Raw genomic sequence first — 12818 nt, forward strand, 5'->3', positions numbered from 1 at the left:
GATTACACTAGGAGGTTAGTAACATGAATTTAATAATTCCACAAGGCTATCAGTCAGCGTTGGATATCCGCGAGACTGAGGTAGCAATTAAAAAAGTAAAGGATTTCTTTGAAAAGGCTTTGGCTGCCAATTTGAATCTGACACGAGTTTCAGCACCGCTTTTTGTAGATCCGGATTCCGGATTGAATGACAACTTAAATGGTGTAGAGCGCCCGGTTTCTTTTGATATTTTGGAGCAGAACGGAAGGGTAGCAGAAATCGTACATTCGTTAGCCAAGTGGAAACGTCATGCGTTGGGCCGCTATGGTTTTGCGCATGGAGAGGGACTTTATACGGATATGAATGCGATTCGCCGTGATGAAGAAACCGATAATGTACATTCTTTGTTTGTCGACCAGTGGGACTGGGAGCGCATTATCGACAAAGAAGAACGTAATGTAGATACTTTGAAAACTATTGTAAATAAAGTATATCAGGCATTGATGGAAACAGAAGATTATATGGCAATGCAGTATGACTACATTAAGAAATCCCTGCCTGAGCAGATTACCTTTGTGACAACACAGGAACTTGAGGACCGATATCCGGACAAGACGCCAAAAGAGCGTGAGTACGAGGCAGTAAAAGAATATGGTGCCATTTTCCTGATGCAGATTGGAGATAAGTTAGCTTCCGGAGAGCCGCATGATGGACGTGCACCGGATTATGATGACTGGTCATTAAATGGTGATATTATCGTTTATTACCCGGTTCTTGATATGGCATTTGAAATTTCTTCCATGGGAATCCGTGTGGATGAAAAGGCATTGAAGGAGCAGCTTGAAAAAGCAGGATGCCCGGAGCGCGAAAACCTTCCGTTCCAGAAAGAAATTTTGGAAAAGAAACTTCCGTATACCATCGGTGGTGGAATCGGACAGTCAAGAATTTGTATGTTTTTCCTGAAAAAAGCACATATTGGAGAAGTACAAGCATCGATTTGGCCGGATGATGTGTGGGAAGAAGCATCGAAGAAAGGACTTAATATTTTATAATGGATAATTTTACCTTTTATGCGCCGACTTATTTTGATTTTGGTAAAGGCGCCGAAAAGCATGTTGCTGATTTAATAAAAAAATTTGGCGGACATAAAGTGCTGCTTCACTATGGGGGAGGCTCCATCAAAAAGAGCGGACTTTATGATACCGTGATTTCCGTATTAAAGGAAAGCGGTTTGGAATTTTGTGAACTTGGTGGTGTAAAACCAAATCCAAGAAGCGGACTCGTATACGAGGGAATTGAATTGTGCAAGAAAGAAAAGGTTGACTTTATTCTTGCCGTCGGCGGTGGAAGTACGATTGATTCGTCTAAGGCAATTGCTGCCGGTACTTTGTATGATGGAGATTTCATGGATTTTTATCAGGGCAAGGCATCCGTTGAGAAAGCGCTTCCAATCGGAACGATATTAACGATTGCGGCAGCCGGCAGTGAGGGTTCTCCAAATACGGTAATCACCGATGAAAAAACAATGGTGAAAAAGGGAACAAAAAGTGATTTGCTTCGTCCGAAGTTCTCTATTTTGAACCCGGAACTTACCTGCACCCTGCCTCCGTATCAGTCGGCAGCGGGAGCAACGGATATCATGATTCATGTTTGTGAGCGTTATTTTTCCAACACAGAGGAAGTTGAGATTACAGACCGCTTGTGTGAAGCAATTTTAAAAACAATTGTATATGAGGCACCGCGTGTCATTGAAAATCCAAATCATTATGAAGCGCGTGCAAACATTATGTGGGCAGGTATGTTAGCACATAATAATGTTTGCGGTGTCGGTCGTGTGCAGGATTGGGCAAGCCACCACATCGAGCATGAACTGTCAGCTCTTTATGACGTTACTCATGGCGCAGGACTTGCAGTAATTGCACCGCTTTGGATGCGTTATGTCTGTAAGAAAAATCCGGGTAAACTTGCTTTATTTGCAAACCGTATATTTGATGTGCCGATGAATGAGAAACATCCGGAGAAAACCGCACTCAAAGGAATTGAGGCGTTTGAAGCATTTTTGAAAAAAATCGGCATGCCGTCTTCCTTTGCAGAGATTGGTGCAAAAGAAGAGGATATCGAGCTTATGACCGATAAGCTTTTGAAGGGGCGTAAGACCGAAGGAAATTATGTGAAATTGAATCGTGATGATGTGATTGCGATTTATCGGAGTGCATTGTAAAATTAAGGAGGCAGATATGGACCAGAGAGAATTTCTACGTCAGATGGAAGAGTTGGTAGATTTTGGACGAACGAAAGAAAATTTGCTCACCAAACAAGAAATTGCCGATTATTGCAGTGACTGGAATTTGACAGAGGAACAGATGCCATTTGTCTATGCATACCTTAAAGAACATCGGATTGAGGTAGAAGGATATCGTGCGCCGGTAGAGAAAACGGAAGAAGAGGCTGTCGAAAAAAGCGAAAAGGATTCCAAATATTTGCGCTTATACAAAGAAGAACTGTGTCAGTTAAAGCGGTACGAAGAAGAGGAACTTGTGCGTTTACTCGAACAGTTGCGAAGAGGCGAGGAAGAAGTAATTTCTTCTGTTATCGAAGCGCATCTGCACCGGGTCATGCAGTTGGCGGATAAATACCGCGGCCGTGGTGTGCCGGTGGAAGATTTGATTCAGGAAGGTAATTTGGAATTAACCGCCTGTGTTGCGATGCTCTGTGGAAATGAAGAAGTTGTGGATTATCAAAAAGCCATTGAACATGCAGTGAGAAGCCGGTTGATTGAATTAGTAGATGAAGAACTGGCAGGAACGGACAGCGTGCATGCACTGCTTGGGCGTGTGAACCTTTTGCTGGAGGCAACGAGGACATTAGCGCAGGAATACGGACGTATTGCGACAATTGAAGAACTTTCCGAATTTACCCATATGGATATTGAGGAAATTAATCAGTACGTCGATTTGTCCCACAATGAAATAGAACTGGGAAAAGGTGAAAATGAACGAAAATAAAGAATTTAAACTGGAGGCTCTCGTTGAGCCTCTTTGCTTATGGTATGAAAAGGAAAAACGCAGTATGCCGTGGCGGGATGATGCTACGCCGTATCATGTATGGCTGTCGGAGATTATGCTCCAGCAGACAAGAATAGAAGCGGCAAAAGCATATTATGACCGGTTTACAAAGTGTCTGCCGGATATTCCTTCTCTGGCAGCAGTTTCGGAGGAAGAACTTCTGAAATTGTGGGAAGGACTTGGATATTATAACCGCGCACGCAATTTAAAGAAGGCAGCTTCTCTTTTGGTGGAGCGGTATGATGGCAGGCTGCCGGCCGATTATGATTTGCTGCTTTCACTGCCGGGAATCGGAAGATATACAGCGGGGGCGATTGCATCCATTGCTTACGGCTTAGCAGAGCCGGCGGTGGATGGCAATGTGCTTCGTGTTACGATGCGGTATTTAAATTGCGATGAAGATATTATGAAGATGTTGGTTCGGACTAAGATGGAAAAACAACTTCGTGCCATTATGCCAAAGGACTGTCCGGGCGAATTTAATCAGGCACTGATGGAACTCGGGGAAGTAATCTGCATTCCAAATGGGAAACCACTCTGTGAAAAATGTCCGCTTTCTCATTTGTGTCTTGCCCACAAAGAAGGGCGTGAGATGGAACTGCCGAAAAAGGCGGAGAAGAAAAAGCGCCGTATCGAGAAAAAGACAGTCCTTGTATTCCGGCAGGGTGACCGGATTGGAATTGTAAGACGACCAAATCAAGGGCTATTAGCCGGTATGTGGGAATTTCCATCAAAAGAAGGACATTTGACGATGCAGCAGGTGAAAGAGTATTTGTCAGAAACCGTATCCTGTGAGGTGACGGTAAAACGATTAAAGAGCGGCAAGCATATTTTCTCCCATGTGGAGTGGCACATGCGCGGTTATGAGATTATTCTTCCGGAAGGAAAACCACAAGATGTAGTGCATGGGCTTTTGCTTTGTGACTTGTCAGAGGTCCAGGAAAAATATCCGATACCGGTTGCTTTTCATATTTTCTTACACCAGATTTGAGTGTGGAATAACGTAAAATAAGGGCTTTGGATGAATTTCCGGCTCTTATTTTTATATTCCGTAAAAACACATGATATAGTGCATACTGCAAAAAAAATACAAAAGAATTACAATATATAGTAGACAATGCATACCTCATTTGGTATAATGATTCCTGTAGGAAAAATTATGAACGTTAGTATTGGTACGGATTGAAAGGAGTTGTACAAAAAGTGAGGGTAATCAAAAGGGATGGCCGAACCGTAGAATATGACCGAAACAAAATATTGATTGCAATACGGAAGGCAAATGCAGAAGTGGATACGTTTGAAAGGGTTAATGATGACATGATTGATGGCATCGTTGCCGGTATCGAGAATATGAAACGTGATACGATGCAGGTGGAAGATATTCAGGATATCATTGAGCAGAAATTAATGGCGGCAGGAAAGTTTGACCTTGCGAAAAAGTATATTATTTATCGTTATACGAGAGAACTGGTTCGTAAAGCCAATACCACAGACGATTCGATTATGAGTCTTCTCCAAAACAGCAACAAAGATGTTATGGAGGAAAATTCAAATAAAAATGCATATGTGGCAAGTACCCAGCGCGATTTGATTGCCGGAGAGGTGTCAAAAGATTTGACAAAGCGTATTCTTCTTCCGGAGAAAATCACAAAAGCGCATGAAGACGGTGTGCTTCATTTCCACGATATGGATTATTTTATTCAGCCGATTTTTAACTGCTGTCTGATTAATATTGGGGATATGCTTGATAATGGTACAGTGATGAACGGAAAACTGATTGAGAGTCCAAAGAGTTTTCAGGTTGCCTGCACGGTTATGACACAGATTATTTCAGCTGTAGCAAGCAGTCAGTACGGCGGTCAGTCGGTAGACACCAGACACCTTGGCAAATATTTGAGAAAGAGTGCGGACAAGTACCGCAAGCATTATACCGAGCGTTATGCAGGGAAAATTGCGCCGGATGTAATTGAAGAATTTGTTAAAGAACGTGTAAATGACGAACTCCGCTCCGGTGTGCAGACAATTCAGTACCAGATTAATACTTTGATGACAACGAATGGACAGTCTCCATTTGTAACACTGTTTTTAAATTTGGATCCAAAGGATGAATACATCAAAGAAAATGCGATGATTATTGAAGAGATTCTTCGTCAGCGCTTAGAGGGAATTAAAAACGAAAAAGGTGTTTATGTGACACCTGCGTTCCCGAAACTGATTTATGTATTAGATGAGCACAATGCCTTAAAAGGCGGTGAGTACGATTACATTACAAAACTTGCTGTCCGCTGTTCGGCAAAGAGAATGTATCCGGATTACATATCCGCAAAGAAAATGCGTGAAAATTATGAAGGAAATGTATTTAGCTGCATGGGATGCCGCAGTTTCCTTACACCGTGGAAAGATGAAAACGGTAATTATAAATTTGAGGGACGTTTTAACCAGGGTGTTGTCAGTTTAAACCTTCCGCAGATTGGTATTTTAGCAAAAGGCGATATGGAATATTTTTGGCAGCTTTTGGAAGAAAGATTGTCGCTCTGCTTTGAAGCTTTGATGTGCCGCCACCGTGCGCTTGAGGGTGTAACCAGTGATGTCAGTCCGATTCACTGGCAGTATGGTGCGATTGCACGTCTGCAAAAAGGAGAGAAAATCGATAAATTGTTACATGGCGGTTATTCCACGATTTCTCTTGGATACATCGGTTTGTATGAAGTTACGAAACTGATGACCGGCGAGAGTCAGACAACGGAAAAGGGAAGTCAGTTTGCAAAAGCGCTGATGAACCGTCTGCGCCGTGCAACGGATACATGGAAGGAGGAAACCGGAATCCATTTTGGACTTTATGGAACACCGGCAGAAAGCCTCTGCTACCGTTTCGCTGAAATTGATAAAAAACGCTTTGGTGAGATTGAAGATGTAACGGATAAAGGATATTATACCAATTCCTACCACGTGGACGTGCGTGAGAAAATTGATGCTTTCAGTAAATTTGAATTTGAGGCACAGTTCCAAGTTATTTCTTCCGGCGGTGCGATTTCATATGTAGAGGTGCCAAATATGCAGAACAACCTGCCTGCACTGGAAGAAGTTGTTAAATATATTTATGAGCATATTCAGTATGCTGAATTTAATACAAAATCGGATTATTGTCATGTGTGCGGATATGACGGCGAGATTATTATTAATGATAATCTTGAGTGGGAATGTCCAAATTGCGGAAATAAAGACCATGACAAAATGAACGTAACAAGAAGAACCTGTGGGTATCTGGGTGAGAATTTCTGGAATGTGGGCAAAACCAAGGAGATTAATGCCCGCGTACTCCATCTGTAAAGAGGAGATGAAAGAAAATGAATTACGCAGATATTAAATACTGCGATGTAGCAAATGGTGAAGGTGTGCGTGTATCTTTGTTTGTCAGCGGATGCACGCATCACTGCAAAGAATGTTTTAATAAAGAAGCATGGGATTTCCATTATGGAAATCTTTTCACGCAAAAAGAAATCGACCGGATTTTAGAGTATTTAAAACCGAATTATATTGCCGGTTTGTCCCTGCTTGGCGGTGAGCCGATGGAACCTGTCAATCAGGAGGGGATTCTTCCATTGCTTCGCGTGGTAAAACAGACATATCCGGAGAAAAATATCTGGTGCTATACCGGTTATTTGTTTGACAAAGATGTCTTAGATAAAATGTGTAAAGAGTCGGAAGTGACAAAAGAAATTGTATCCTATCTTGATATTGTGGTTGATGGAGAGTTTATGATTGACAGAAAAAATCTGAAAATCAATTTCCGTGGTTCCGATAATCAGCGTATTATTGATGTAAAAAAGACATTAGATGCCGGAGAAATTGTTCACTGGGAACGTGAGATACAATAAATAGTGAGGAAGAAAATGAATAAAACAACAGTAAAATTTAAAAAATTAGACGAAAGAGCACAGATGCCGCATTACGGAACGGAATTTGCGGCGGGTGCGGATTTGTATGCGTGTCTGGATGCACCGCTTACCATTGCAAAAGGAGCAACGGAATTTGTCCATACCGGGATTGCGATGGAAATTCCTACAGGACTTGTCGGACTTGTGTATGCAAGAAGCGGGCTGGCGTGTAAAAAAGGACTGGCACCGGCCAATAAAGTTGGTGTGGTGGATTCCGATTACCGCGGCGAGATTATGGTAGCGCTTCACAATCATTCAAACGAAGATATAACGATTGAAAGCGGCGAGCGCGTGGCACAGATGGTGATTGCTCCTTATATTTTTGCGGAGTACGAAGAAGTATCCGAGTTAGAGGATACAGTGCGCGGTGAGGGCGGCTTTGGTTCAACCGGTACAAAATAATTAAAAAACGGTGGTTTTGTAAATTTTTAGACGGAACATAATTTACAGAACGCCGTTTTTCTGTTATGATAGTGAATGTTAAGAACTTATACACAAAGAATGGAGGAATGAACGATGGGTATGACGATGACGCAGAAAATTCTTGCGGCCCATGCAGGACTGGAGTCGGTAGTACCGGGTCAGTTGATTGAGGCAGACTTGGATTTGGTACTGGCAAATGATATTACCGGACCGGTAGCGATTCATGAAGTAGAGAAATTGAATAAAAAGACGGTGTTTGATAAGGACAAAATTGCACTTGTACCGGATCATTTTGCACCGAATAAAGATATTAAATCAGCAGAACACTGCAAATGTGTACGCGAATATGCAAAAGCACAGGGAATTACAAATTATTTTGAAGTTGGCGAGATGGGAATTGAGCATGCCCTTTTGCCGGAAAAAGGTTTGATTGTTGCCGGTGAGACATGTATTGGAGCAGATTCCCATACTTGTACATACGGTGCACTGGGTGCTTTTTCCACCGGTGTCGGAAGTACCGACATGGGTGCCGGCATGATTACCGGACAGGCATGGTTTAAAGTACCATCTGCCATTAAGGTAGAATTAAAAGGTGAGTTAAAGCCATGGGTCAGCGGTAAAGATGTAATCCTTCATCTGATTGGATTGATTGGCGTAGATGGTGCGTTGTACCGCTCTCTTGAATTTATGGGCGAGGGTGTAAAGAGCTTGTCTATGGATGATCGTTTCTCCATTGCCAATATGGCAATCGAAGCAGGTGCCAAAAATGGTATTTTCCCGGTTGATGAAAAGACGATTGCATATATGGAAGAACATTCGACAAAGAAATATACAATTTATGAGCCGGATGAGGATGCCGAGTATGATGAGACGATTACCATTGATTTGAATACATTAGAGTCTACGGTAGCATTCCCGCATCTGCCGGAAAACACAAAGACCGTAAAAGAAGCCGGCGAAGTAGTCATCGACCAGGTTGTCATTGGTTCCTGTACAAATGGACGAATCGAGGATATGCGTGTTGCCGCAAGCATCTTGAAGGGACGTAAAGTAAAAAAAGGAATCCGCTGCATCGTGATTCCTGCCACACAGGCGATTTACTTACAGGCAATCGAAGAAGGACTTGTGCAGACCTTTATCGAGGCAGGTGCTGTTGTCAGCACACCAACGTGTGGTCCGTGCCTTGGCGGATACATGGGTATCTTAGCAGCAGGTGAGCGTGCGGTATCCACAACAAACCGTAACTTTGTTGGACGTATGGGACATGTGGATTCAGAAGTATATTTGGCTAGTCCGGCAGTTGCCGCAGCAAGTGCCATTACCGGTAAAATCTCAGAGCCATCCGAACTTGGCTTGTAAGAAATGGAGGAAATTGATTGTGAAAGCATTAGGTAAAGTATTTAAATATGGTGACAATGTGGACACGGATGTAATTATCCCTGCCCGTTATCTGAATTCTTCGGATCCGGCAGAACTTGCTACACACTGTATGGAAGATATTGATAAAGATTTTGTAAATCAGGTAAAAAAAGGTGATATCATTGTAGCGGAGAAAAACTTTGGCTGTGGTTCTTCCCGTGAGCATGCGCCAATTGCCATTAAGGCATCGGGGGTAAGCTGTGTAATTGCAGAGACATTTGCTCGTATTTTCTACCGCAACTCCATTAACATCGGACTTCCGATTATTGAGTGTAAAGAGGCATCTGAGCGCATTGAAGCCGGTGATGAAGTGGAAATTGATTTCGACAGTGGTATCATTACAAATAAAACAAAGGGTGAGTCTTACAAAGGCCAGGCATTCCCTGAGTTTATGCAGAAAATCATCAAGGCAGAAGGTTTGATGAATTATATCAATGCCAAAGAGGCATAAAAGAAACTAGATTTTGGCAGGAGACCTTATGCGTATGTGTAAGGTCTCTTGTTGCATAGAAACGAGGGAAAATGATGAAAGTAGCAACAAGACATTTTGTCAGACCTGAATTTATGAACCATCACCAGACTTTATACGCCGGCTATATATCGGAGTGGGTGACGGAAGCTGCGATGATTGGTGTGACTGAAAAGTTAGGAACGAATGAGCACGTTGTACTTGCCGCACTGAAAGAAGTGGTGATAAAAAAAGAAGTCGTAAGTGGTATGATACTGCAATTGGATTATGAGGTATCAAAAATCGGGGTGACAAGTATTGAGATTTTGGTAGAAGGAAAGAATTTTCTGACCGGTGAGAGTCATTTGACCGGGCGTGCTGTTTTTGTGACAGTGGATGAAAATGGAAAGAAACGGCCACATGGGCTGTCATAAGAAATGAGGGGAATGGATGAAGGATTTTAGAAATGAATATAGGCAAAAACTGAGAAGTCCGGAGGAAGCGGTTGCTGTTGTGAAAGACGGTGACTGGATTGATTATACGAGTTGTCTTGGAAAGCCGATTCTTTTAGACCGGGCACTTGCCAAAAGAAGAGACGAACTTCATGATGTGAAAATCCGTGGGAATTTGATGGCGGGACCAATTGCGGTGGCAGAATGCGATGAGACGCAGGAGCATTTTGTGTATCACAGCTGGCACTGCTCGGCGTATGAGAGAAGGCTCTGCGATAAAGGGCTCTGCTATTATATTCCGATGGTTTTTCATAACAATGCTGCTTATTATGAATACTTTTTAGACGTTAATGTTGTTATGGTCAGTGTGGCTCCGATGGATAAACACGGGTATTTTAATTTTTCGGTAAATACCGGTGTTGCCGCACCGATTGCCCGCATGGCAGACATTGTGATTGTGGAAGTAAATGAAAATCTTCCGCAGGTGCGTGGCGGTTATGACGAATGTATTCATATTTCGGATGTGGATTATATTGTGGAAGGGGAGCATGAGCCTTTTGTTAATATGGAAGCACTGGAACCGACGGAAATTGACAGGCAGATTGCCAAATACCTGATTCCGCATATTGTGGATGGAGCGACGTTGCAGCTTGGGATTGGAAGTATGCCAAATGCGTTAGGAGAAATTATTGCAAAATCGGATTTGAAAGATTTGGGGATGCATACGGAACTTTGCTCGGATGCGTATTTGCAAATGTATTTGGCGGGAAAATTGACAAATCGAAAGAAAAAACTGGAGCCGGGCAAAGGTGTATTTGGATGTGCCATTGGTTCCAACGCACTGTATGAGTGGTTAGATAATAACCCGGGAGTAGCGGCATATCCGCTTGAGTATGTGAACCGCCCAAGTGTGATCGCGCAGATTGACAATATGGTGTCGATTAACAGTTGTGTTGCCGTTGATTTATATGGACAGGTGGCGGCAGAGAGTTCCGGGGTTAGGCAGATTAGCGGAACCGGCGGCCAGTTGGATTTTTTGATTGGTGCATCGGCTTCACGTGGTGGCAAGGCATTTATTTGTATGAGCAGTGTGTATGTGGACAAGGATGGACAGACTCATTCACGTGTTCGTCCGCAGTTTAATGGCGATATTATCACTTCGCCGCGCAGCCAGGTTTATTTTCTGGCAACGGAATACGGAGTTGTGAACCTTGAGGGGCGTTCGACCTGGGAACGTGCGGAAGCATTGGTGAGTATTGCTCATCCGGCATTCCGCGATTATTTAATAAAAGAAGCGGAGAAAAGAAAAATTTGGAGGCGGAGCAACCGTATCCGCTAAGGGGTTACGCAAATATTCTTTCTTTCGTCACACTTTTGTGCTAGAATGACAATAGAAAAATGTACTGGAGGATATTATGAAGGCGAAGAAAAAAGCATGGATTGTAATTATTGTATTGGCAGTGATTGGGTTTTGCGTCGGTTTTTATTTTGGATATAAGGGAGAAAAAGATAAGCAGGAGCAAACGAACACACAGACAAGAACGCAGGAAAAAGAAATACGGGCACAGGGTGAAATGAAGGACGGAGAGCTAGTCGACTATACAAAAAATAATATGTTGGAACTTGGTAAATATAAGGGGAGAACGGTTACCGTTACGCCGACCGAGACGGAAGTTTATCAGGCAATTTTATTGGAGGCAGAGGACTGGAAGAAAAAGGTGGCCGATGGAGAGCGGGTAGAGAAAGGTGACTGGATTTCTCTGGATTACGAAGGCTATGTCGACGACCAGCCATCCGATGATTTGAGTGAGAGCGGTGCCGTGATTCAAGTTGGTGCAGGAAATTTGTTTAATGCGGCGTTTGAACGCGGATTGATGGGCTTGAAATTAGGAGAGACATATAATCTGAATGTAACATTTGCAGAGGATGATGCAGATCCGGACGTGGTGGGGAAAACGATTACTTTTTCCGTTGAGGTGAATGCGAAGTTTAACGATGCATATGCGAAAAAGATGTCGAAAAACAAATATCCGAACGTAAAAGCGTATTATACGTATGCAAAAGCGAAGGAAGAGAAAGAAAACAGAGAGGGAATCGGTGATACGGTATGGGAGGATTTATTAAAAGAATGTAACGTGAAAAAATATCCGGCAGGTTCCAGAAAACAGGCATACAAAGACCAGAAACGTTCGTATCAGGTTTTTGCCAAAGTAAGTGGGCAATCGTATGAAGAATTTATCGGTGCATTAGGTCAGACGGATGAAGATATTCAGTCGTCAGCTGACGATCAGGTGAAAGCGCGTATGACAGCAAAGACAATTGCCATAAAAGAGGGGCTTACATTATCGGATGCAGATTATGAGCGTTTTCTTTTGGCGTTTTTAGAGCCGGAAGAAGAAGAGGACAAGACTTTGAAAGCAATGGAGAAAAGATATCTCGAAGAACAGAGCTGTTATCCGAGAGATGATATGCTTATTGAATTAGTAAAAGAGTATCTTGGCAAAAATTCAAAGATGAAATAAAGGCGGGGATTTATATGGCTGAAAATTATGTAACAAACCAGTATTCTTTTGAGAGCCGTGAATCGTATGAACAGACGAAAAAAGAAGCAGAGCAGATAAAAAAACTGATTCACTCAGCGGATTTGAAAAATCCGAAAATCGCTTTGAAAATTTATAATAAATGCGTGTCAGACAAGATGTTTCATACGATGGCCGGTTATAATTTTTTGATGGAACTGCGGCATTTTATTGGGAAAAGCGGACTTGTGAGTGAGCAGTCTTTAGCGCCAATTCCAATTAAGGAAGAAAATGAGAAAAAGCCGGATGTTATTGCTCAGACATCACGAAAAGAAGCAAAGTGGAAGCGATTGTACGAAGGGCAGCAGTTACTGAATAAGAAACTGAAAATTGCCCTTTTTGCGGCAGTTGTTCTTTTGATTGGTTTTGTCGTAATAAATTTTCGATTTGAATACTCAATTTTCACATATTTTACAAATTATAAGGCTAATATGGAAGAAGATTTGATTGACAAATATGAAAAATGGGAAGAACGTCTTCAGCAAAAAGAGGACAGTCTGAATCAGTGAAAGGAG

Annotated in this window: 13 protein-coding genes; all 13 read left to right on the forward strand. The window is 42.5% G+C overall.

Annotated elements, in window-relative coordinates; all coding sequences use genetic code 11:
• Nucleotides 1-23 precede the first annotated feature (23 nt).
• The 13 genes from asnA to DW019_RS00615 all read left to right on the forward strand — a co-directional run bounded on the left by asnA (nt 24) and on the right by DW019_RS00615 (nt 12812).
• Entirely contained in the window at nt 24-1031 is a 1008-nt protein-coding gene (gene asnA, locus DW019_RS00555; RefSeq protein WP_117477665.1) for an aspartate--ammonia ligase, read from the forward strand.
• Nucleotides 1031-2200, forward strand: a complete 1170-nt coding sequence (locus DW019_RS00560) for an iron-containing alcohol dehydrogenase (protein WP_118442160.1) — start codon at nt 1031-1033, stop codon at nt 2198-2200. Before asnA ends, DW019_RS00560 begins: the two co-directional genes overlap by 1 nt.
• 16 nt (nt 2201-2216) lie before the next feature.
• Nucleotides 2217-2984 (forward strand): sigma-70 domain-containing protein, encoded by a 768-nt coding sequence (locus DW019_RS00565; RefSeq protein ID WP_022378094.1) that lies wholly within the window; start codon nt 2217-2219, stop codon nt 2982-2984.
• Entirely contained in the window at nt 2971-4035 is a 1065-nt protein-coding gene (mutY, locus tag DW019_RS00570) for an A/G-specific adenine glycosylase (RefSeq protein WP_118442161.1), read from the forward strand. Before DW019_RS00565 ends, mutY begins: the two co-directional genes overlap by 14 nt.
• 212 nt (nt 4036-4247) lie before the next feature.
• Entirely contained in the window at nt 4248-6374 is a 2127-nt protein-coding gene (nrdD, locus tag DW019_RS00575) for an anaerobic ribonucleoside-triphosphate reductase (protein ID WP_022378092.1), read from the forward strand.
• Nucleotides 6375-6391: 17 nt separating this feature from the next.
• Nucleotides 6392-6922, forward strand: coding sequence for an anaerobic ribonucleoside-triphosphate reductase activating protein (gene nrdG / locus DW019_RS00580; protein WP_118442162.1), 531 nt, complete (start codon nt 6392-6394; stop codon nt 6920-6922).
• A 15-nt stretch (nt 6923-6937) separates the two neighbouring features.
• Nucleotides 6938-7384, forward strand: coding sequence for a dUTP diphosphatase (dut, locus tag DW019_RS00585; RefSeq protein WP_117477669.1), 447 nt, complete (start codon nt 6938-6940; stop codon nt 7382-7384).
• Between the two features lie 114 nt (nt 7385-7498).
• Nucleotides 7499-8764, forward strand: coding sequence for a 3-isopropylmalate dehydratase large subunit (gene leuC / locus DW019_RS00590; RefSeq protein WP_118442163.1), 1266 nt, complete (start codon nt 7499-7501; stop codon nt 8762-8764).
• A 19-nt stretch (nt 8765-8783) separates the two neighbouring features.
• Nucleotides 8784-9275, forward strand: a complete 492-nt coding sequence (leuD, locus tag DW019_RS00595) for a 3-isopropylmalate dehydratase small subunit (protein WP_022378088.1) — start codon at nt 8784-8786, stop codon at nt 9273-9275.
• A gap of 71 nt (nt 9276-9346) precedes the next feature.
• Complete coding sequence (locus tag DW019_RS00600; protein ID WP_147324404.1) at nt 9347-9706, forward strand: hypothetical protein; 360 nt, start codon at nt 9347-9349, stop codon at nt 9704-9706.
• A gap of 16 nt (nt 9707-9722) precedes the next feature.
• Nucleotides 9723-11063, forward strand: a complete 1341-nt coding sequence (locus tag DW019_RS00605; protein ID WP_118442164.1) for an acetyl-CoA hydrolase/transferase C-terminal domain-containing protein — start codon at nt 9723-9725, stop codon at nt 11061-11063.
• Nucleotides 11064-11139: 76 nt separating this feature from the next.
• The gene (locus DW019_RS00610; RefSeq protein ID WP_118442165.1) at nt 11140-12246 is read left to right on the forward strand and encodes an FKBP-type peptidyl-prolyl cis-trans isomerase; all 1107 of its coding nucleotides are present in this window, start codon (nt 11140-11142) and stop codon (nt 12244-12246) included.
• A 14-nt stretch (nt 12247-12260) separates the two neighbouring features.
• A complete protein-coding gene (locus DW019_RS00615; RefSeq protein WP_118442166.1) occupies nt 12261-12812 on the forward strand; it encodes a hypothetical protein in 552 nt (183 codons plus the stop codon).
• The last annotated feature ends 6 nt before the right edge of the window (nt 12813-12818 follow it).

It is taken from the genome of Clostridium sp. AF37-5 (assembly GCF_003477605.1).
GTDB lineage: Bacteria > Bacillota > Clostridia > Lachnospirales > Lachnospiraceae > Eubacterium_F.